Origin of the sequence: Hymenobacter algoricola (assembly GCF_039539525.1) — a bacterium.
Taxonomy (GTDB): Bacteria; Bacteroidota; Bacteroidia; order Cytophagales; family Hymenobacteraceae; genus Hymenobacter; species Hymenobacter algoricola.
Map to the genome: position 1 here is coordinate 20,937 of NZ_BAABDH010000022.1, position 19,786 is coordinate 40,722.

Annotated in this window: 20 protein-coding genes; 6 read left to right on the top strand and 14 right to left on the bottom strand. The window is 63.4% G+C overall.

The window, feature by feature from the left end; translation table 11 throughout:
* Positions 1–239: 239 nt before the first annotated feature.
* The 3 genes from ABD842_RS07430 to ABD842_RS07440 all read left to right on the top strand — a co-directional run bounded on the left by ABD842_RS07430 (position 240) and on the right by ABD842_RS07440 (position 2,350).
* Complete coding sequence (locus tag ABD842_RS07430) at positions 240–1,265, top strand: bile acid:sodium symporter family protein (protein WP_345112184.1); 1,026 nt, start codon at positions 240–242, stop codon at positions 1,263–1,265.
* A gap of 186 nt (positions 1,266–1,451) precedes the next feature.
* Positions 1,452–1,904: an ankyrin repeat domain-containing protein gene (locus ABD842_RS07435; protein ID WP_345112187.1), complete on the top strand. Its 453-nt coding sequence runs from the start codon at positions 1,452–1,454 to the stop codon at positions 1,902–1,904.
* Positions 1,905–2,113: 209 nt separating this feature from the next.
* Positions 2,114–2,350, top strand: a complete 237-nt coding sequence (locus tag ABD842_RS07440) for a hypothetical protein (RefSeq protein WP_345112189.1) — start codon at positions 2,114–2,116, stop codon at positions 2,348–2,350.
* 146 nt (positions 2,351–2,496) lie between these two features.
* On the opposite strand, the gene ABD842_RS07445 is transcribed toward ABD842_RS07440, so the two are convergent.
* Together ABD842_RS07445 and ABD842_RS07450 are read right to left on the bottom strand one after the other, a co-directional pair.
* Positions 2,497–3,246 carry a dienelactone hydrolase family protein gene (locus ABD842_RS07445; RefSeq protein WP_345112192.1) on the bottom strand — a complete coding sequence of 250 codons (750 nt, stop codon included), beginning with the start codon at positions 3,244–3,246 and terminating at the stop codon, positions 2,497–2,499.
* 29 nt (positions 3,247–3,275) lie between these two features.
* Positions 3,276–5,894, bottom strand: a complete 2,619-nt coding sequence (locus ABD842_RS07450) for an MGH1-like glycoside hydrolase domain-containing protein (protein ID WP_345112195.1) — start codon at positions 5,892–5,894, stop codon at positions 3,276–3,278.
* 219 nt (positions 5,895–6,113) lie between these two features.
* Between ABD842_RS07450 and ABD842_RS07455 the strand changes: the two genes are divergently transcribed.
* Complete coding sequence (locus tag ABD842_RS07455) at positions 6,114–6,755, top strand: CatB-related O-acetyltransferase (RefSeq protein WP_345112198.1); 642 nt, start codon at positions 6,114–6,116, stop codon at positions 6,753–6,755.
* A 213-nt stretch (positions 6,756–6,968) separates the two neighbouring features.
* Here ABD842_RS07455 and ABD842_RS07460 read toward each other — a convergent pair whose 3' ends face one another.
* The 8 genes from ABD842_RS07460 to ABD842_RS07495 all read right to left on the bottom strand — a co-directional run bounded on the left by ABD842_RS07460 (position 6,969) and on the right by ABD842_RS07495 (position 12,451).
* A complete protein-coding gene (locus tag ABD842_RS07460) occupies positions 6,969–7,979 on the bottom strand; it encodes a T9SS type A sorting domain-containing protein (protein WP_345112201.1) in 1,011 nt (336 codons plus the stop codon).
* A gap of 303 nt (positions 7,980–8,282) precedes the next feature.
* On the bottom strand, positions 8,283–8,765 hold the full coding sequence (locus tag ABD842_RS07465; protein ID WP_345112203.1) for a hypothetical protein: 483 nt from the start codon (positions 8,763–8,765) through the stop codon (positions 8,283–8,285).
* Positions 8,766–8,777: 12 nt separating this feature from the next.
* Positions 8,778–10,079, bottom strand: a complete 1,302-nt coding sequence (locus ABD842_RS07470) for a lipase family protein (protein ID WP_345112205.1) — start codon at positions 10,077–10,079, stop codon at positions 8,778–8,780.
* Positions 10,080–10,108: 29 nt separating this feature from the next.
* Positions 10,109–10,648 (bottom strand): Riean_0653 family protein, encoded by a 540-nt coding sequence (locus tag ABD842_RS07475; protein ID WP_345112208.1) that lies wholly within the window; start codon positions 10,646–10,648, stop codon positions 10,109–10,111.
* Positions 10,649–10,819: 171 nt separating this feature from the next.
* Positions 10,820–10,972, bottom strand: a complete 153-nt coding sequence (locus ABD842_RS07480) for a hypothetical protein (RefSeq protein ID WP_345112210.1) — start codon at positions 10,970–10,972, stop codon at positions 10,820–10,822.
* 32 nt (positions 10,973–11,004) lie between these two features.
* Positions 11,005–11,685, bottom strand: coding sequence for a Riean_0653 family protein (locus ABD842_RS07485; RefSeq protein WP_345112213.1), 681 nt, complete (start codon positions 11,683–11,685; stop codon positions 11,005–11,007).
* 41 nt (positions 11,686–11,726) lie between these two features.
* Positions 11,727–11,870, bottom strand: coding sequence for a hypothetical protein (locus ABD842_RS07490; RefSeq protein WP_345112215.1), 144 nt, complete (start codon positions 11,868–11,870; stop codon positions 11,727–11,729).
* A gap of 32 nt (positions 11,871–11,902) precedes the next feature.
* On the bottom strand, positions 11,903–12,451 hold the full coding sequence (locus ABD842_RS07495; protein WP_345112218.1) for a Riean_0653 family protein: 549 nt from the start codon (positions 12,449–12,451) through the stop codon (positions 11,903–11,905).
* Between the two features lie 399 nt (positions 12,452–12,850).
* Here ABD842_RS07495 and ABD842_RS07500 point away from each other — a divergent pair, with 399 nt between their 5' ends.
* Positions 12,851–13,414, top strand: a complete 564-nt coding sequence (locus tag ABD842_RS07500; protein WP_345112221.1) for a hypothetical protein — start codon at positions 12,851–12,853, stop codon at positions 13,412–13,414.
* 189 nt (positions 13,415–13,603) lie between these two features.
* Here ABD842_RS07500 and ABD842_RS07505 read toward each other — a convergent pair whose 3' ends face one another.
* The 4 genes from ABD842_RS07505 to ABD842_RS07520 all read right to left on the bottom strand — a co-directional run bounded on the left by ABD842_RS07505 (position 13,604) and on the right by ABD842_RS07520 (position 18,151).
* Entirely contained in the window at positions 13,604–14,392 is a 789-nt protein-coding gene (locus ABD842_RS07505; protein WP_345112223.1) for a S1/P1 nuclease, read from the bottom strand.
* A 149-nt stretch (positions 14,393–14,541) separates the two neighbouring features.
* Positions 14,542–17,181, bottom strand: coding sequence for a TonB-dependent receptor (locus ABD842_RS07510; protein WP_345112226.1), 2,640 nt, complete (start codon positions 17,179–17,181; stop codon positions 14,542–14,544).
* Positions 17,182–17,254: 73 nt separating this feature from the next.
* Positions 17,255–17,614, bottom strand: coding sequence for a winged helix-turn-helix domain-containing protein (locus ABD842_RS07515; protein ID WP_345112229.1), 360 nt, complete (start codon positions 17,612–17,614; stop codon positions 17,255–17,257).
* A 252-nt stretch (positions 17,615–17,866) separates the two neighbouring features.
* Positions 17,867–18,151, bottom strand: a complete 285-nt coding sequence (locus ABD842_RS07520) for a putative quinol monooxygenase (RefSeq protein ID WP_425553160.1) — start codon at positions 18,149–18,151, stop codon at positions 17,867–17,869.
* A 258-nt stretch (positions 18,152–18,409) separates the two neighbouring features.
* On the opposite strand from ABD842_RS07520, the gene ABD842_RS07525 reads away from it, so the two are divergent.
* A complete protein-coding gene (locus tag ABD842_RS07525) occupies positions 18,410–19,666 on the top strand; it encodes an MFS transporter (protein WP_345112234.1) in 1,257 nt (418 codons plus the stop codon).
* Positions 19,667–19,786 lie beyond the last annotated feature (120 nt).

The window sequence follows — 19,786 nt, forward strand, 5'->3', positions numbered from 1 at the left end:
ATCGTTTGTCATCCTGAATGAAGCGCAGCGGAGGGAAGGACCTTCCTCTTCGCCCCTGCCCATCCTTCTTCAACGCCCAAAGCCCTCTGCCGCGCCCCGGTGGCGGGCTTTGCGCATCTGACAGGAGTTGGTGGGTTGTTCGAGGAAAATGCTTCGTCACCGCTTTAAGCGAGGTATACTCAGGATGACCAGGGGATTTTCGGGCCGCCCACTGCATCTTTGCCCGTATACAGCCGCTTATGACGAACCCAACCCACCCAGCCCCCGAAAAGCCTGCCCACCCGCTCGTGGCCCTGCTCAGCCGCGCCGGCCTCGACTGGTTTCTGCTCGGGCTGCTGGGCGTGGTGGCCCTGGCTTACTTTTTTCCCGGCGTTGGTAGCCGGGCCAGCCCGGTGCCGTGGAAAGTGGTGACGAGCGGCGGCGTGGCCCTGATCTTCTTTTTCTACGGCCTGCGCCTGAGCGCCGAAAAGCTGACGGCCGGCCTGCGCAACTGGCGCCTGCACACGGTGGTGCAGCTGACTACCTTCGTACTGTTTCCGCTGCTGGCCCTGGCGGCCCGCCCCTTTATGACATCGGAGAAGGGTGAGCTGCTGTGGCAGAGCCTTTTCTTTCTCTGCACCCTGCCCAGCACGGTTTCTACCTCGGTGGTGATGGTAGGCATTGCCGGCGGCAACCTGCCGGCGGCCATCTTCAACGCCAGCATCTCCAGCCTGATCGGCATCGTGCTCACCCCGCTCTGGTGCAGCTTTATCCTGCACACCGGCACCGGCGACGGCCGCCTCTGGAGCCTGGCGCTGAGCCTGGTGTGGCAGGTGGTGCTGCCCGTGGTGGCGGGCGTGCTGCTCAACCGCCGCTTCGGCCATGTGGCCGAGCGGCACCGGCAGGGCCTGCGCGTCTTCGACCAACTCACGATTCTGGTTATCGTCTTCACCTCCTTCTGCGAGTCGTTTGCCGAGGGCGTGTTCCGCAGCTACGTCCTGACCGACATTCTGGCGCTGGGGGCGGGCATGGTGGCACTGTACCTGCTGATCTTCGGCCTGATCGGGGGCTTGAGCCGGCTGCTGCACTTCTCGCGCGAAGACCGGATTGTGGCCCTTTTCTGCGGCTCCAAGAAGTCGTTGGTCCACGGCAGCGTGCTGGCCAGCCTGCTGTTTCCGGGTGCCGCCCTGGGGGCCCTGCTGCTGCCGCTGATGCTCTACCACGCCCTGCAGATTATCATGGCCAGCGTGATGGCCCAGCGCATGGGCCGGCGGGTGACGGACTGAAGCCGCTCCGCTACTCTTGCATAATTTCAATATAAATCTAACCAAATACTGGCCTTCCGGCCTACTCCGATTAGCCAGCGGGGCTAACGAGTCCCACAATAAGCTATTTCGGCGGCCGGTTGGCAGAAGCCCCGGCCTTTTGTACTTTTGCGTTCTGTTCGTTTTATTCTCCCCCCGGTTTACGTCATGAAAAAGCGTTTTCTCTTCCTGTCCCTCCTGCTGACTCTCGCCGGGGCCGCCCTGGCCACGCCGCCCAGCAAGGAGCTGTTTACCGCCGTCATGAAAAACAACGCGCCCCAGGTGGAAACCCTGCTGGCCGCCGGCGCCGACCCCAACTCCGCCATCGAAGTGGTACCCGGCTTTCCCACTACTTACCTCATCACGGCCGCCAACAACGGCAGCCTCGACGTAGTCAAAATCCTGCTCAAGCACAAAGCCCAGGTCAACCAGGCCGACGCGTTCAAAGCTACTGCCCTGATGGCGGCGGCCGGCAAAGGGCACAAAGCCGTGGTCGAGTTGCTGCTGGCCAGCGGGGCCGATGCCAAAGCCAAGGACGACGACGGCAAAGATGCCCTGGCCGCCGCCCGCGAAAGTGGCAACGCCGAAGTGGTAAAGCTTATCGAAGCCCGGCTGAAGTAAGCCCGGCGGATTTTCGCGCTTTTATGAGCGGCCGGGCCAGTGGTCCGGCCGCTTTTTTGTACCCTGCCCCCGCGGGTTTCGCGGGTCATTTTTCTACTGCGGCGCCCCCGCCTGCGGAGGGTGAGGTGAAGTATTGAAAAATTCAGGTACTCAAGATGAACTATCTAATTCTGAATTGCATTTGGCCGGTGAAACCCAACCCCACCCACATGCTTGACCAACAGCTGGCCAGCGCCGGCTTCTACGAAATTGCCAGTCCCGCTACCTCGGTTGCCGGCGTTACCCTTATCCGGCCCGGCCAGCGCGAATCCGTGCGGGTGTTCCTGCCCCACAACTCCCCGGAAGTCGAGGTGTACGCCGGCTCCGTGAAAAACGGCCGCCTGGTGTACCAGGGCCCCGCCGAAATGGCCGCCCAGCTCACCCTGCTCGCCGACCGCAGCAACTAGCCCGCCCCTTATTGACTTCCCCTCCTTGCTCTTCCCGGCAGAAGCCGCGTCACCCGCCGCCACTGCTCATCATAACAAAAAAGCGTCCGACAGCCATGTCGGACGCTTTTTCGTTGGAGCAAGTCAGCAGTACGGGCGGCGCGGCGCTAGCGGAGCTTCTCGTGGAAGAAGGCCAGCGTCAGGGCCCAGGCTTCCTTGGCGGCGGCGGCGTTGTAGCTGGGCCGCTCGTCGCAGTGGAAGCCGTGGTCGGCGTAGGAAATGACGGTGTTGATGTAGGGCTTGCCGGCCGCGTCCACGGCTTCGGTTACCTCGGCAATCTGCTCTTTGCTGATGTGCGCATCCAGCCCGCCCCAGAAGAACAGGTGCGGGGCGTGCAGATCCGGGGCCCGGTATTTCAGCAGGTGAGTGCCCCCGCCGTAGTACGACACGGCCGCCGCCAGCGGCAGCACGGCGTTGGCCAGAAACGACACCCGCCCGCCCAGGCAGAAGCCGATGCTGCCGATTTTATCGGCCACCACTTCCTCCCGGGCCTGCAGCCAGGCGTGGGCGGCCTGCACGTCGGCCGTCAGCCCCTCGGGGGTGATGGCGGCGAAGTGAGGCATGGCGCTGGGAAAGTCGTGGTAGGCAATTTCCAGTCCCGGCGCGGCACTGCGGTGAAACAGCTCGGGCGCAATTACCACGAAGCCCGCCGCGGCCAGCCGGTCGGCCACGCTGCGGATGTGGTGGTTGACGCCAAAGGCTTCCTGGAGCAGAATAATGCCCGGGTGCGGGCCGGCAGTGGCGGGAAAAGCGGTGTAGGCCTGCAGCTCGGTGTGGTCGGCAGCCTGCAGCTGCACGGCGCTGGGGTAGCTCATGATGGTGGTTGGGTTGGGGAGAATGAGCTTGCTTAAGCCCACGGTTGGGGGTTTTGTTTGGCCTCACCCGCCTACATCTGCAGCAGCCGCACCAGCAGCCCGGTCCAGCCGGTCTGGTGGCTGGCGCCCATGCCGCGGCCGTTGTCGCCGTGGAAGTACTCGTGAAACAGCAGGTTGTCCTTGAAGTGCGGGTCGGTCTGCAGCAGCTCCGAGTCGCCGAAGGCGGGGCGGCGGCCGGCTTCGTCCTTCAGAATGAGCCTGGTCAGGCGGCCGGCCAGGGCGTGGGCTACTTCCTGCAGGTTGAGCTGCCGGCCCGAGCCGGTGGGGTACTCCACCGTAAACTTGTCGCCGTAGTAGAAGTAAAACCGCTGCAGCGACTCGATGATGAGGTAGTTGATAGGAAACCAGATCGGCCCCCGCCAGTTGGAGTTGCCCCCGAACATGCTCGACTCGGCCTCGCCCGGCACGTACTGCACCGTGAAGTCGGTGTCTTCGGTGCTGTACACGTAAGGCGCGTCGAGGTGGTAGCGCGACATGGCCCGGATGCCGAATTCGGACAGAAACTCCTGCTCGTCGAGCATGCGGCGGAGCAGGCTGCGGAGCCGGTCCTGGCGCATCAATGACAGCTTGTGGCGGGCACCCTTGCCGGGCTCCTCCCAGCGGCTCACCAGCCGGGCCAGGTGGGGCCGGTTTTCGAGCAGCCACCGCGCCCGGGCCGTGAATTCGGGCAGCGCGTCCAGCAGCTCCTGCTCAATGACCTCGACGGCAAACAGCGGAATCAGCCCCACGATGGAGCGCACCTTGAGCTTGGTCCGCTCGCCGTCGGGGGTGTGCAGCACGTCGTAGTAGAACTTGTCCTCGGCATCCCAGAGGTTGAATTCACCGTCGCCGCCGTGGGTCATGGCCTCGGCAATGTAGAGGAAGTGCTCGAAGAACTTGCCCGCCATTTCCTGGTACACGGGGTTGGTTTTGGCCAGCTCCAGGGCCATGCGCATCATGTTCAGGGCAAACATGGCCATCCAGCTCGTGCCGTCGCTCTGCTCGATGAATCCTCCCGTGGGCAGCGGGGAGCTGCGGTCAAACACGCCGATGTTGTCCAGCCCCAGGAAGCCGCCCTCGAAGATGTTCCGCTCACTTTTGTCCTTGCGGTTCACCCACCAGGTAAAGTTCAGGGCCAGCTTGTGGAACACGGCTTCCAGGAAGTTCGTGTCGCCGCAGCCGGCGTTGAGCTTCTTGTCCATCTGGTACACCCGCCAGGTAGCCCAGGCGTGCACCGGCGGGTTCACGTCGTTCAGGTTCCACTCGTAGGCCGGCAGCTGCCCGCTGGGGTGCATGTACCAGTCCTTGGTGAGCAGCCGCAGCTGCTGCTTGGCAAACTCGGCGTCGAGCATGGCCAGCGGAATGCAGTGGAAAGCCAGGTCCCAGGCCGCATACCACGGATACTCCCACTTGTCGGGCATCGAGATGATGTCGGCGTTGTGCAGGTGGCGCCAGCTGCTGTTGCGGCCGGTGCGGCGCGCGGGCGGCGCCTGCTGCACGCCCGGGTCGCCGTCGAGCCACTGCGTCACGTCGTAGTAGTAGAACTGCTTGCTCCACAGCATGCCCGCAAAGGCCTGCCGCTGCACGTTGCGCGCGTCGGGGTCCGTCACGGCTACCTGCAGGCAGTCGTAGAACTCGTCGGCTTCCTGCCGGCGGGTGGTAAAAATCTGGCCGAAGGTGGCGAAGGGCTCGTCGAACTCCATCTGGCTCAGCCGCAGCCGCACGGTCTTACTCTCGCCGGGGCCCAGCCGCAGCTTGTACTGGGCGGCCACCTTGGTGCCCTGCTGCGCGGCGCTGATGGCGCTGCGCACGCCGTCTACCACGTAGTCGTTGATGCCGTCCTTGAAGTGCATGCCCTGGGCCGGCAGGTCGTAGAGCTTGGCCCCGTTGGTGTCGTTTTCGCAGAACAGCAGCCGGGGCGCCCCCTCGCAGTAGAGGTGGTAGCGGCCCAGCGCGGCGTGGTCGGCGTGCACGGTGCCGGGGTGCACTTCGCGCAGCGTGGGCCGCGCCTCCTTCGGGTCCCAGCTCCAGGTATTCCGAAACCAGAGCTGGGGCAGCAGCTGCAGGCGGGCGGCCCTGGGCCCGCGGTTGTGCACCGTCAGCTGCACCAGCACGTCGTCGGGGCCGGCTTTGGCGTACTCTACCTCCACGTCGAAGTAGCGGCCCCCGTCGAAGATGCCGGTGTCGAGCAGCTCGTATTCGGGCTCCTCACGGGTGCGGGCGGCGTTTTCGGCCCGCAGCGCCTCGTAGGGAAACGCCCGCTGCGGATACTTGTAGAGCATCCGCATGTAAGAGTGGGTAGGCGTGCTGTCGAGGTAGTAGTAGAGCTCCTTCACGTCCTCGCCGTGGTTGCCCTGCCCGTTGGTGAGGCCAAACAGCCGCTCCTTCAGTATCTCGTCCTGCCCGTTCCAGAGCGCCACGGCGAAGCACAGCCGCTGCTGGTCGTCGGAGATGCCGCCGATGCCTTCCTCGCCCCAGCGGTAGGCCTTGCTGCGGGCCATGTCGTGGGTGATGTAGTCCCAGGCGTTGCCGTCGGCGCTGTAGTCTTCGCGCACGGTGCCCCACTGCCGCTCGGTGAGGTAGGGGCCAAACTTTTTCCAAGCGGTTTTCTGGGCGTTGGCATCCAGCAAGCGTAGTTGTTCCTGCGTCATAGGGGTGGGGCTCCGGATACCCTCAATATACGGGTATCCTGATATAAGGGGGGGGGGGCGGCGGGGGGAGGCGCGGCCCCGGCAGCGCGGCGGCCTGGCCGCGGCCGGGCGGGTGAAGTTGTGGGGTACTGATTTTTCGGGGGCCGGGTTGCCGGCGCCGCCCGCGCGGCGGGTTCCCGGCCGAAGCCGTACTTTGGAGCTTTCCACTGCTGCTTCCCCATGACCGGCCCTGCTCCCACCACCCTGCACCCGCTCCCCCACCGCCGTAAGCTGGTCTTTCTCAAAAACCTCGTTACCCGCCCCGGCATCCTCGTGGGCGACTATACCTATTACGACGACCTCGACGACCCCGCCAGCTTCGAGCGCAACGTACTCTACCACTTCGACTTCATCGGCGACCGGCTCATCATCGGCAACTTCTGCGCTATTGCCTCCGGGGTGAAGTTTATCATGAACGGCGGCAACCACGAAACCGGGCCCGTCACCACCTTCCCCTTTGCCATCTTCGGCCAGGGCTGGGAAGCGGCGGCCGGCGGCCGGCCCCCCGCCGAAAAGTACCCGTCCAGGGGCGACACCCGCGTGGGCCACGACGTCTGGATCGGGCACGCGGCCACCCTCATGCCCGGCGTGCGCATCGGCAACGGGGCCATCATTGCCACCCAGGCCCTGGTCACGGCCGACGTGCCCGACTACGCCGTGGTGGGTGGCAACCCGGCCCGGGTTCTGCGCTTCCGCTTCGACGAGGCCACCATTGCCCGCCTCAACCGCCTGGCCTGGTGGTACTGGGACGCGGCCAAAATCACCCGCAACCTGGCCCTGCTCGGCACTAACGACCTCGACGCCCTGGAGCAGGCCCGCTAAAAGCGTGTTTGGAATTTGGTAAAAGACTCATTTGTGTCATGCTGAGCAGGTCGCGCATCAAGCCAGGGACGCACCGGAGTCGAAGCATCTCTACCGCTTCGTCGAAAAGCCGCTAACGGCGCGGTAGAGATGATCCGACAAGCGGACGCCAGATCAAGCATGACAATTCCCAAACACGCTCTTACAGTAATAGGCGCCGTAGAACCCTTCCTGCTAGTGCAGAACCTGAATCTGTTGGCGTTGCGTGCTGCCCGCCTGCGTGGTGTGGAGGAAATAGATGCCGTTGGGCAGCGCCCGGGTGTCGAGTTGCAGCCTCTCGCCCGTCAAAGAGCCGCTGCTACGTTCCCGGCTGTAGGCGTCGAACAGGCGCACGCGGATGGGGGTAGCACCCGGCGTAGTCCGCGTGAGCAGCAGGGTACCCTGGGCCGGATTGGGGTATACGCTTACGCCCGCCACGCCCCGGTTGCCCTGGGAGGTGTTATCGTAGACTGCTACATCGGTCATCTCCTGCACCAGATTGGTGCACAGGTCGGTAGCGGAGGCAGTGACGTGGATGTTGCCCGGGTACTGGGGCGCCTGTACCAGCACGCTGGAGCCGGAACCGGAAACCACCAGGGAGTAGGAGGGCGTAAGCTCATCTGCCGGAAAGAACGTGGCGGCCCAGGTCAGGGGGAGCGTTATGCCCAGCGGCACGGCCGTGATATGGGCCACTCTGCCAATTTCAATGCGGTCCTGCTCGGCCGTCAGCGGGGCTTCGCCCCGGCCCACGGCCACGCGCAAGGGCTGGGAGCTGGCCGAGAAGCAGCCGCTGCTGAGCTGGGCCGTGAGCGTGACGATGCCGGTGACGCCGGGTGAAGCGGGCGCGAGGCTGATAGAAGTAGAGCCGCTACCCCCACCGACGACGGTCACCAGGTTGGCCGGCGTCACCGTCCAGCCCGTAACGCCCCCGAAGGGCGGGGCAACAGTGAAGGTTTGCTCCGTGCCGGCGCAGATGATCTGCGGGCCGCTGATGGTGACGACGGGGTACGGATTGCAGGCAGTAGCGCAGTTAAGTTGAGCAGTTGCGTTAGCACTTGGATTTCCTTGAATCTCATTGAAAATCCATTCACTATTGCGGGCATTATAACGCAAATGCGGCTCGTTGAATGGAGCATTGCTGCTCACCGTTCCCCCTTGGGCAATGTACCGCTCCACGCGGGGCGCGGCTCCGACTACGGGTGGCACACCAAATAGATAGGCAGCAGCAGCGGTAGCGGGTGCCACGCTTTCTACGTCCAAGGCACTGTAGGAAGGAACGAAGCAAATATTACCGTTGTAGAGGCTGGTACGAAAGACTTTTTTGTACACAAAGTAATTCGGATTGCCACTGCTGTTGGCGCAGGCATCAGATTCTATCGGATTGGCGGAGCCACCGGGCAGTGTCTCATAAGGCAGTGTATTGGGAGGGGCTGGAAAGCTTTTGGTGACCAGGGGAACATTGATATGGAATAGGTTCGGATACCACCACGGAAAAAGATTGTACTCATATCACACACGCAGGTAGCCGATGCGTCCAGATTGCCCATAAGCCGGCAGAGCGTTGGAAATAGCCTCCACCTTAATACTATTGGGACGTTTGCCAGCGACGCCGACAATAGGGTATAGCCATATCTGCCCGTTGGTGCGGGAGAGTTCCGTATGAGGGGCGAGGCCTTGCCCCACGCCACACTGCGAACCTTGACTGGTCGCAACTATCTGGTAAGGGGCGGTATAATTTACCATTTGGCGGTATGGGCTACCGGCTCCTTCCAGAAAGCTATTCGTAGTGTAACCACCCGTACCGTCGGTAGCATACAAAATACTGAGTTGCTGGGTAGCGGGAGCATTCAGTACATCTACCGTTTCCTTCACCTCATCGTTTACATGGGAGAGGCGGATAATTCCTAACAGATTCGTGCCATCCAAGGCGCGGGTGACGGCCTGCACACCCAGCGGATTGTACGCCCCGCGCTGGGGGCTGTCGTGCAGCACCAGTAAGCGGGCTTAGGAGCTGCCCGGCTGGGCTTTTTCCATGCGAGCCAAGCCATAGCGGGCTACCAGGCCGCCCATACTCAGGCCCATTACCACGTTTTGCTCGGGGCTGCCTACCTGCTGCTTCTTATCGTTTACCCAGCGGACCACTTCCTCAAATACCGCCGCATTGCGTTGGATGTAGTCCAGATTATACTTGAAGTCGATGTAAATCAGGTCGTAGCCCGCTAGCTCAAGCTTGTCATCGAAATCAAAGGGAAAAGTGAAATCAGGACCGATTTTGCTTATAAACGTTTCCACCGTATTGTTCGCGTTATCGCACTTGATCAGGCTGGGAGCCGTGCCGGCGATGTTGTACTGCTCCACAATAATGAGCGGCTTCCTGATCTCCTCGTTGCCGTTGCCCCGGCCGTAGCGAACCGATATAGTCGCGCCGGAATGGACGGAAGGAACTTCGTCGAAATTTTGCTCAAACCCGCCGGTGTTGTCGAAGCTGTACCGAGTGGCCGGTGCGGTCCGTAGCACCTCAAAATCAAAATGGCTTTCCCGAATTTCGCTGGGGAGGGGGGCAATCCGGCCAGTCCGCACAGGCTGGCTCATGGAATTATTATACACCACCTTTACCCGGATGTGCTTGTGCCCGGCAGTGGGATAAGAGGTGCTTACGGGCAGCTCCCAGGCGGCGGGCACGTAGCCCCGGCCATCGTCGAAATCCAGATACAGCGCCTGTACGGCGGCACTACCGCTGGCCAGGTATAGTCGGCGGTGAAAGACAAACGATACCGCGCCGGTGGGCGAATACATGTATTGCGGGGCCGCCGCAAACAGCACCTGTCGCTGATAAGGACTTTGAGTCCGACCCGGTACGTCGTGTAGCTGCTCATTCTGCGCACGTAGCAGGTCCTGGCTAAAGGCCTCGTGCCGTACGGCAGCGTAAGCGACATACTGCACAGCCAGGGGGATTGGCCCCGTGCCGGGGGCGGTCAGCCCAATGGCCTTCAGGCGGGCATTGAAGGCCAGCAGGTCGGGAAGCGTATCCTGCCCGTATACCCGGGCCGACTGGACCGTGGCGTAGAGGACGCGAAAGGCACTCATGTCGGTGTAGTTGGTATCGGCCAGCGTGCCCGGATACGAGTCGAGCGGCAATAATGGAGTGGCGTACTCGGCCAGACGGCCGGTGGGTACCTGGCTTTTGTCGAGGGGGGCGAAGACGGCATCCAGGCGCTGGCGTAGCGGATCGGGAGCCTGGGCCAGGAGGAAAGAGGGCAGCTGGCTGAGCAGCAGCACGCACAGCAGACGTAAAAAAAGACGCATAACGAGACGTGGTAAGTAGATGAAAAGGATTAGAGTTTCTTATCGAAGCGCCCCTGCGTGATCCTGATGGTATCGCAGCCGGGTGTTGCCAGAGTTACTTCAAACTGCCCGGATATAATGCCGGCTTGTAAGTCTAAGCGCTTGATGATTATCACACCTCGACTGTATGTTATTTGGTCGCGCAGGTAATAAGTGCAGCCTTTACTGCGGTCTGTAAATTGTACCCCATGTCTCCCCATTGAGCGAATAGTATATCGGCCAGCAGCCCGCATACTATCAGAGACGATACTTATTGTTTGTACTTCATTAGGCCCACTCCCTAATCGCCGGTATGTTGCAACGCTAAGCGTTCCTTGTGCATAAGTAGCGTCATAGGAAACACTGAAGTTAGAAGTGCCATCACTCCCTTTCGGCATCCACACCTGCCCGTTGACGAGGCAGCCGAAGGTATTGGCCCCGGTCTGCGTGATGGGCGGCAGTTGCTCTTCGGGCGTGGGGTCGTCTTGCTTGCACTTGCTGCACTGGGTCAGCAGCAGCAGAGCCGCGTAGAGGAAGAATTTAGACTTCATAGCTGGCATTGATAAAGGGTGGAAAAGCAAAAAGCCAACGGCGACGCCCGCCCGGTCAGGGGTGAAAACGTGGAGCAGTTGGCAAGCGGTGTGGTAATAGCGGGGCGGAGTAGTGGAGCAAGATAGCCATAGCCCCGAATAATACAACTCGGGCGGCATATTATTATACTGCTATGCCCGCAGCAGCGGGATCTGGGCTTTGTCGAGCGGGGCAAACAGGTAATCGAGGTGTTGGCGCAGCGAGTCGGGCGGCGGGGCTTGCTGAGCGTGGAGGGAGGCCGCGAAGCCCAGCCAGGTAAACAGCAGCAGAGTAAGTGTTTTCATACGAACAAGTGATAAAGTGGACGATGGGCTGCTTAAAGCTTTTTGTCGAAGCGCCCCTGCGTGACGCGGATCGTGTCGCAGCCGGGCTTGGCCAGCGTGAACTCGAACGTGCCGGAGATGATGCCCGCATTCAGGTCCAGACGTGTGAGGGTGAGGATACCTTTGGTGTACACTCCTACTCCGCCTGCGAATCTGTCACATGGAGAAGGCTTACTTCTATCAAAAAGCAAAGCTCCTCTGGACCCAGTAGCGGTTAGTGAATAAGTTCCGACATGGTTTATACTATCGCCGCCAATGATGATGCTCAGTTTTGTGCTTTCCGCCGACTTAGTATATCGATAGGTGCGCACATCCAAGCTGCCGCCATTATATGCTGGATCATAGAGCACAGCATAGTCGCTGGTGCCATTATAGCCGCTAGGTGTATACACCTGCCCGTTGACGAGGCAGCCGAAGGTATTAGCTCCCGTCTGGGTGGCCGGCGGCAGCTGCTCTTCGGGCGTGGGGTCGTCTTGCTTGCATTTGCTGCATTGCGTTAACAGCAGCAGGGCCGCGTAGAGGAAGAATTTAGACTTCATAGCTGGCATTGATAAAGGGTGGAAAAGCAAAAAGCCAACGGCGACGCCCGCCCGGTCAGGGGTGAAAACGTGGAGCAGTTGGCAAGCGGTGGGGTAGTAAGATAGCGGAGCGGAGTAGTGGAGCAAGATAGCCATAGCCCCGAACAATACAACTCGGGCGGTATATTATTATACTGCTATGCCCGCAGCAGCGGGATCTGGGCTTTGTCGAGCGGGGCAAACAGGTGGTCCAGGTGCTGGCGTAGCGAGTCGGGGGCCTGGGCCCGGGCATTCAGCCCGGCACCAGTAAGCAGCAGCAGGAAGAGCAGGAGTTGTTTCATGAGAAATATAGGATAAGGTGAAAAAGAAGGTATCAGAGCTTTTTATCGAAGCGCCCCTGCGTGACGCGTACCGTGTCGCAGCCGGGCTTGGCCAGCGTGAACTCGAACGTGCCCGCGATGATGCCTGCATTCAGGTCTAAGCGCGTGATGGTGAGGTTGCCTTTTGAGGAGGTATTGTTTCGGTCGCTCCTAAATTCATTACAGGGTGTTGATTTGTTATCATCAATATATGAGACCCCTACTTGGGTTACGCCGATCTGGTAAGTGCCCGTACTACTTATCTGGATTCCGCCTAAAGAGACTTCTTGCGTTTTCGGAACACCTTGCTTCGGATATCGGTAAGTCAGCACTTGTAGGCTTCCACCTTGAAAATTAGGATCATAGAGCACAGCATAATTGCTAGTGCCGTTATTTCCACTAGGCACATAGAGCTGCCCATTCACGAGGCAGCCGAACGTATTGGCCCCGGTCTGGGTGGCCGGCGGCAGTTGGTCTTCGGGCGTGGGGTCGTCTTGCTTGCATTTGCTGCACTGGGTCAGCAGCAGCAGGGCGGCGTAGAGCACGTAGCGGGAGAGTTTCATACATCACAGCATAAGGATAGCAAACGAGCAGGGCAGCCCCACCCCGCAAGGTGCGCCGGCCTCTGAACCCCGGCAGCAAGCAAGGAAGAATAACGGTCCACCAAGTGTGTAGCCCCCTAAGCCTGTCGACCCTCGGGCCAGGCCTATTCTGCCCGCCGTTTGACCGGCAACGCTTGCATCTCCGCCTGTTGTGTGCCGTGAGGCCCCCTGCCCGCTTTCCCCCCGCCTTTTCCGGGGCCGCTTCCAAAAAACCTGCCCCCGCCCCTTGCATATCTCCTTCATTCCCCCTAATATTCTCCCCCTTACCCCGCTCTATCTCCGCTAGTTACCTATTGCTACCCGCTCCCGCGCTCCTGACCGGCCCGGGCTTTCTATTCCCACTTCTTACCCCTTATCATCATGGCCAAAGCCACCAATGCCCTCACCCAGGGCCTGTCCGGGAAAGTATCGGGCCTCGTGTTCCGCCACCATGCCAACGGCACCGTCAGCGTCGGCGACGCGCCCCGCCCCAGCGCCAAAGCCCCCACCGCGGGCGCCCTGGCCCAGCGCCTGCGCTTCCAGCAGGCCGCCTTCTACGGCCGCGCCGTGCAGCAGGACCCCGCCGCCAAAGCGGCCTACGAAACCGGCGTCAACGCCAATACCACCAGCAGCTACGTGGTGTCCGTGGCCGACTACCTTAATGCCCCCAGCATCCGCAACGTCGATTTCAGCGCCTACCGCGGCCAGAAGGGCGACGTCATTACCGTCCAGGCCACCGACGACTTCGCCGTCACCGAGGTGCGCGTCCACATCCAGAACCCCGACGGTACCCTGGTGGAGGAAGGTGCCGCCCTCCCCGACCCCGACGGCTTCACCTTCCGCTTCACCGCCCAGGCCACCAACGCCAGCCTCGAAGGCGACAAAATCACCGTCCTGGCCGCCGACCGGCCCGGCAACCGGACCCGCCAGGAAGCCACCCTCTAAGCGGAGGCAGCATCCCGGCAGGATACAACTTCAATTCCGGGCTTTGCCGGCGCGAGCTTAGACCTTGAAGCCATCTTCCCGCCATCTACGTCGAAGCCGGCCCCGGCAAAGTGCAAGTTCCTCCTAAGTCCGAAGCCCCCGCAGCCAGGCTGCGGGGGCTTCGTTTTGGCGTCGCCGGCCGGGCCGGCGCTAGTTGAAGGCGCTGTTCAGCACCCCGGCCAGCCGGATACCGGCCTGCAGCAGCCGCTGCTCCACCGTGGGCAGGTGGGCGGGCACGTAGCGGTAGTCGAGCTCCGGCGCCTGCTCGGTTTCGGCGTACAGCCGCTGGCTGATGGTGTACGACTCAAACAGCCAGGTCGGCACCGAGTCCTTCTGCCACTGGGTGGTCTGGGCGGCGGTGGGGTGGTCGAGCAGGGCGGCCAGCTCCAGGTAGCTCATGCCCTCGTAGTTGATCAGGCCGCTGTCCCAGAGGCTGTGCAGGTTGGTGTCCTTGCCCTCAAACTTGACGTTGATGGCGTTGCCGCCCTTGTCCTCGGCCCGGCTCACGTGCATGGGCTGGTGCACGTCGCCCACGATGTGGACCACGAACTTGAGCGCCGTTACCCGCTCCTGGTAGGTCTTGGTGGCGTCCTTCATATCCTTCATGTTCTGCAGCAGCGCCATGTAGGCGTTGGGCTGGGTCATGGCCGTCACCGTGGCGCTGTACTCGGCGAAGGGCAGCCCCAGCGGGGTGTTGATGAAGTGCCAGGGCGCGGTAAAGGAGAAGTCGGGCGAGTAGCGGGCCTCGTCGGCCCAGGTGGTCACCAGCGGCAGCCGCTCGGAGCCCAGCAGCTGGGCAATCTGCTTGCGGGCCTTGTCGGTCAGGTGGTTTTCGGCAATGCGGCCCACCACACGGTGGCCCTGCACGCCCCAGGCCCGCAGGCTCAGGGGCAGCGCCAGCAGCAAGAACAGGGCAACGGTCTTCTTCAACAGGATCATAGGACGGTGGGATGAGTAGCTCTGGCCGGTAAGGGGAACCACAAAAGTAGCTCGAAACCCAGACATCCGGCCGGTTTTCTGCCCTGTCCGCCCCCACCCCTGGCTTGCCGTGCCCCCGCGCCGCCGGACCGCTGGCGGCAGCGGCCGGCCTACGGCACGGCCACCGTCACGCTCAGGTAGTACAGCCCGCCCACCGCCGGCCCGCCCAGGTAGGTCACGTAGTACTGGTTGAGTACGTTGGTGGCCCCCAGCTTGAAGCGCAGGTCGGGCCGGGGCAGCGCGTAGCTCAGCTGGGCGTCGAGGGTGCGGTAGGCGGGCACGAAGCCGCTCACCAGAAACGTCTGGGAGTAGTAGCGCTGCTGCCAGCGGTAGCTGAGCCCGAAGCCCAGGCCCCGGTAGGCGTCCTCGTTGCCCAGACTCATAGTATAGAGCCAGCGCGGGGTGTTGAAGCCGTCCTCCAGCCCGTCGCCCGACTCGGTGCGGGCCAGGCGGGCGGAGGTCGCGCTGGCCCCGGCCCGAAAGCCCTGGGGCAGCTCGTAGCGCAGCCCCAGCGAGCCGCCGTAGGTGTACACCCGGCTGCGGGCGTTGGTCCAGAGCCGGTAGCGGCTCTGGGTGGCCCGGCTGCTGAGGTAGCTGGCGGCCGAGTCGGGGTTGGTGGTTTTGGGCACGGAGGCCTCCACCTGGGCAATAAAGTCGCGGTAGGCATTGTAGTAGAAGTCCACGTCGGCCAGCAGCCGCCCGCCCGGCCCCAGCGCGGCCTTGTAGCCCACTTCCCACGAGCTGATGTGCTCGGGCTGCAGGTAAGTATAGGGGGTACGGCGCAGCAGGCCCTGGCTCTGGGCAATGGCCTGCTGCCGCTTCTGCGCCGCCGGGGCCGAAGAAGTATTAGCGTTGACGGCCGCCGTCACGGCCGCGTTGAAGGCATCGATGCTGGCGCGCAGGTAGCTGTTCTCAAACACCCCGTCCGACATCACCCGCAGCCCGCCGATGCGCTTCACCTGCCCGCTGTTGACGTTGGAAAAGCCCTCGAACAGGCTCGGAAAGCGGTAGCCGCGCTGGTAGCTCCCCCGGAAGTTGTGCCGCGGCGTGGGCGAGTACCCCGCCGTCAGGCGCGGGTTGAAGCGCAGGGCGAAGTAGTCGTTCTTGTCGGCCCGCAGCGTGGCCGTAAGCCGGACCTTGCCGGCGAGCAGGCGGGCGCCGGCCTGCACGAAGCCCCCGGTTTTGGAGTAGGTCAGGTTGTCGCCCAGCGGGTCGCGGCCCTTCCCCGGGTTGATGAAGTAGTTGCCGTCGGGCTCGATGACGTAAGTGCGGTGGTCGGCCCCGGCCAGCAGGTCCACGGCCGCGGGCAGCCCCCGGCGCCCGTCCTGCCGCAGCACCGCCCCGAGGTTCACCTGGCCCTCGGCGTGGAGCAGGTTGGCCTGCACCCGCAGGGCCGCGCCCCGGTCCCAGTTGTTGATGTTCTGCAGCTCCCTTAGGCGCTGCCCGAATTCGGGCGTGCCGGGCTGCAGGCGGCCGGCATCGGCGGCCGTGCGGGCGGCGGCGTGGGCCTGGGCCACGGGCTGGCCGGCCTGGGTGGCCGCGTTCCAGGCCGTGGTATAGTCCTGGTTCCAGACGGCATCCGGCTTGTAGCTGCGGTCCAGGTTCTCGGCCGCGGAGCGCAGGTTATAGCTTTTGCCGGTGTTTTCCCGCGTGGCGTAGGCCCGCACCTGCACCACCGGACTGGTCAGCTGCAGGGCGTGCTGCTGCAGGCGGTAGTCCTGGAGCCGGAAGCGGTTGGCGCGCTGGTACACATTGTCGAGCACCGCCACGCGGTAGGTGTAGGCCAGCTCGGCCCGGGCGCCCACCTTGTAGTGCAGCGCCGCGTCGGCCTTGATGGTTTGCAGGCGGTAGTCCACCACGTCCTGCTCGTCGTAGCCGGTACGGGCCACCGCGTAGCTTTTGCCGCCCAGCGTCAGCGCGCTGCGGTTCGACGACTCGTTGCCGTAGCTGTTCACCGGGTCGTGGGCCGGGTTGTCGGCCCCGAGCAGGCCGGTGGTGGCGTTGCCAGCGGGGTTGAGCTCGGTCTGGTCGGTAGCCGTCCAGTCGTAGCCGCGCAGGTAGGTGCCGTTCACCTTGAAGGCCAGTTTCGGCAGCAGCACCCGGGCGTAGCGCAGGCTGGTTTCGGAAAACGGCCGCGCCCTGGTGCTGGCGTCGCGCAGGTGGTTGACGCCGGTCTTCTGCTGTACGCTCAGCCCCCCGGACGTAAACGGATTACGGGTGCTGAAATTCGCCAGCCCGTTGATGGCGTTGAGCCCGTACAGGGCCGCCGCGGTGCCCGGCACGATTTCCACCGTGCTGATATCCAGGTCGCCCGGGCCGAGCACGTTGCCGATGGGCGCGCCGATGTGGGGCGCCTGGTTGTCGATGCCGTCGACGAGCTGGGCAAAGCGCACGTTGGTGGTGTTGGTGAAGCCGCGGGCGTTTATCACCTTGAAGCCCAGGCTGGGCGTAAGCAGCTGCACGCCCTTCACGTGCTCGATGGCGTCGAAAAACGAGGGGGCCGGCGTGAGGCGCAGGTCCCGGGCCGTGAGCTTCTCCACCGTCACCGGCGACTGCAAAATGCTTTCCTCCCCCTTCGAAGCCGACACCACTACCTCGCCCAGCGCCACATTTTTACGGACGGTGTCGGCCGCAATACTGGTTTGGGGCGCACCAGCCACTTGCTGGGCGCCGGCCTGGCGGGCAATCAGTAGCCCCAGCACGGCAATTATACTGGCCGCGCCCCGACGCCGGCGTAGAGGTTGAGTCATAGAATCCGGAAGCAGAGTTGCGCCGTCGTTATATTTCCACAAACATAACGAAGAACTCTGCCAGATGTTCCGTCTACTGGGTCAGGCGCTGACCTTCCGCCGCCAGAAACGCCTGAAACCGGGCCTGCATAGCCTCAAACTCCCGAATCAACTCCAGCCCCTCGGCCGTGACGACGGCCCCGCCCCCGCGGGTACCGCCGGCCTGGGTGCCTACCAGGGGCTGTCGGGCCTGCCGGTTCAGGGAGTTCACCAGGTCCCAGGCCCGCTTATACGACATGCCCATAGCCTTGGCCGCCTGGGAGATGGAGCCCAGGGCGTGAATGTGCTGGAGCAGCTCCAGCCGCCCGATGCCCATAAACCGGTCGTCGGGCCCCTCAATCCAGAGGCGGCCGTTGAGGCGAAACGGCAGGTCGGGGCGCAGCAGCTCTTTCATGCTGCAAGCTTAGGAAAATCCTGACGCCCCCTCCATTCCAGGTCCGCCTTTCTCCTCATCCTTCTCCTCCTGGGGGCGTGGACGGTAACCGAAAAGAACGTCATGCCGAGCATGAGTGCCATTTCACTTTCTGTCCGCACACCCTAAGCCGTGCAACTCAGCTCCAACGCAACGCCCCCCCTGCTCCAACACAACCCCGCCCCGCCGCCAGCTGGCGACGGGGCGGGGTCCGGCAACAGAAAGCCGAAGCGACTAGGCGCCTTTGGAGGCCAGAATATCCACCATTTCGATGGTGGGCTCCGCCGCCAGCAGCTCGGGCGCGTGGGCGAAAAGAGCCTCGGCGACCTGGCCGCCCAGGTGGACCTTGCGGCCGGCCTCGTCGGGGAAGGTGTCGAAGATACCGAACGTAGAGGGTCCCAGCTGAATGCCGTACCACGTGGTGGTGTCGGGCTCCAGCTCCACCAGGGCGAGGCCGCCGCGCAGAAAATCGGCCACGGCCTGCTCTTTGCCGGGCTTGGCTTCTAGGCGAACTAACAATCCTACTTTGCTCATACGGGTCGTGCTGAAAAGGTGGAACTCCCTAACTACCGCCCCACGGCCCGATTGTTCCGGCCCCGCTACCCCACCGGACCAGCTGGCGCCGCGACCCTGCGCTTCCTGGCGTTGAAAGACTGCCAACGCTTATTCCAACCAGCCTCAGCCCGCGGTAGCCGCGCAGGGTCGCGGGTGCGTAGTCGTTCCCGGCCGGGGATTTGGGTACCTTGCCGCCCCGCTCCCGCTCCCACCCAGTACCCTATGCGACTCACTTTACCCACCATTGTGGGGGCGCAGTTCTGCTGCACCTCGCTCTGGTTTGCCGGCAATGCCGTAGCCCCCGATATGGCGGCTCGGTTTCACCTGGGCCCCGGCTTCGTGGCCGCCCTCACCAGTGCCGTACAGCTGGGCTTCATTGCCGGCACCCTGGCTTTCGCCCTGCTGGCCGTGGCCGACCGCTTCTCTCCTTCCCGGGTATTTTTGGTCAGTGCCCTACTGGCCGCGCTCAGTAACCTGGCCGTTATGATCGAAGGACTGGAAACCGAAGGACTGCTGGCCTGCCGGTTCCTGACCGGGTTTTTCCTGGCCGGCATCTACCCCGTGGGCATGAAAATCGCCTCCGACTACTACCAGGCCGGATTGGGCCGGTCGCTGGGGTGGCTGGTGGGGGCGCTGGTGCTGGGCACGGCGTTTCCGCATTTGCTCAAGGGACTCGCCGCCCGGCTGCCCTGGCAGACCGTGACGCTGGCCACCTCCGCGCTGGCGGCCCTGGGCGGCCTGGCGCTGGGGCTGCTGGTCCCCGACGGCCCCCACCGCCGCCCCGGGCCACCCCTGAGTTTGACCGCCTGTCTGACCGGGTTTCGCCGGCCGGAGTTTCGGGCGGCCGCTTTCGGCTACTTCGGCCACATGTGGGAGCTGTACACCTTCTGGGCCTTCGTGCCGGTACTGCTGACGGCCTACAACGCCCGCCACCCCGGCGCGGCCCTGTCGGTGCCGCTGCTTTCCTTCGGCATCATCGGCGGGGGCAGCCTGGCCTGCGTGGGCAGCGGGCTGCTCTCGCAGGTGGTACCGGCCCGCGCGGTGGCGGCGGGGGCGCTGGCGCTGTCGGGGCTGTGCTGCCTGGCGTCGCCCCTGGTGCTGGGCGGCAATTCGCCGGCGCTGCTGCTGGGGTTCCTGTTTTTCTGGGGCCTGGTGGTGGTAGCCGATTCGCCGCTGTTTTCCACCCTGGTAGCCCGCCACGCCCCGGAAGCCGCCCGCGGCACCTCGCTCACCATCGTCAACTGCCTGGGCTTCGCCCTGACCATTGTCAGCATTCAGCTCACGGGCTGGCTGGCGCCCCGGCTTGGCCCGCAGCTGCTGTTTCTGCCATTGGCGGTGGGGCCGGCGTTGGGGCTGTGGGCCCTGTGGCGGGGGCGGCCGGGGCGGAATGCTGCAGTGGCGGCCCGGAATGACTGGCGGCGGCCCACCACGGCCGGCGTAGTGGCACAGCACCAGGGCGCCACTGCTCATTCGTTGTGATAATTTGCCAGAAGCTCTGATGCCCCGGGCCCGGTCAATCTGAGCCCCGGCAAGCGGCGGCCGGCCACACTGCCCGCCCATAGCAAAGCCCCGAAACCTGCCGGTTCCGGGGCTTTTGAT

Bases quoted from the DNA above. Each gene is read 5' to 3' on its own strand.
- ABD842_RS07430 (WP_345112184.1), top strand. From the start codon at position 240: ATGACGAACCCAACCCACCCAGCCCCCGAAAAGCCTGCCCACCCGCTC.
- ABD842_RS07435 (WP_345112187.1), top strand. From the start codon at position 1,452: ATGAAAAAGCGTTTTCTCTTCCTGTCCCTCCTGCTGACTCTCGCCGGG.
- ABD842_RS07440 (WP_345112189.1), top strand. From the start codon at position 2,114: ATGCTTGACCAACAGCTGGCCAGCGCCGGCTTCTACGAAATTGCCAGT.
- ABD842_RS07450 (WP_345112195.1), bottom strand. From the start codon at position 5,894: ATGACGCAGGAACAACTACGCTTGCTGGATGCCAACGCCCAGAAAACC.
- ABD842_RS07455 (WP_345112198.1), top strand. From the start codon at position 6,114: ATGACCGGCCCTGCTCCCACCACCCTGCACCCGCTCCCCCACCGCCGT.
- ABD842_RS07470 (WP_345112205.1), bottom strand. From the start codon at position 10,079: ATGCGTCTTTTTTTACGTCTGCTGTGCGTGCTGCTGCTCAGCCAGCTG.
- ABD842_RS07475 (WP_345112208.1), bottom strand. From the start codon at position 10,648: ATGAAGTCTAAATTCTTCCTCTACGCGGCTCTGCTGCTGCTGACCCAG.
- ABD842_RS07480 (WP_345112210.1), bottom strand. From the start codon at position 10,972: ATGAAAACACTTACTCTGCTGCTGTTTACCTGGCTGGGCTTCGCGGCC.
- ABD842_RS07485 (WP_345112213.1), bottom strand. From the start codon at position 11,685: ATGGCTATCTTGCTCCACTACTCCGCTCCGCTATCTTACTACCCCACC.
- ABD842_RS07490 (WP_345112215.1), bottom strand. From the start codon at position 11,870: ATGAAACAACTCCTGCTCTTCCTGCTGCTGCTTACTGGTGCCGGGCTG.
- ABD842_RS07495 (WP_345112218.1), bottom strand. From the start codon at position 12,451: ATGAAACTCTCCCGCTACGTGCTCTACGCCGCCCTGCTGCTGCTGACC.
- ABD842_RS07500 (WP_345112221.1), top strand. From the start codon at position 12,851: ATGGCCAAAGCCACCAATGCCCTCACCCAGGGCCTGTCCGGGAAAGTA.
- ABD842_RS07505 (WP_345112223.1), bottom strand. From the start codon at position 14,392: ATGATCCTGTTGAAGAAGACCGTTGCCCTGTTCTTGCTGCTGGCGCTG.
- ABD842_RS07510 (WP_345112226.1), bottom strand. From the start codon at position 17,181: ATGACTCAACCTCTACGCCGGCGTCGGGGCGCGGCCAGTATAATTGCC.
- ABD842_RS07515 (WP_345112229.1), bottom strand. From the start codon at position 17,614: ATGAAAGAGCTGCTGCGCCCCGACCTGCCGTTTCGCCTCAACGGCCGC.
- ABD842_RS07525 (WP_345112234.1), top strand. From the start codon at position 18,410: ATGCGACTCACTTTACCCACCATTGTGGGGGCGCAGTTCTGCTGCACC.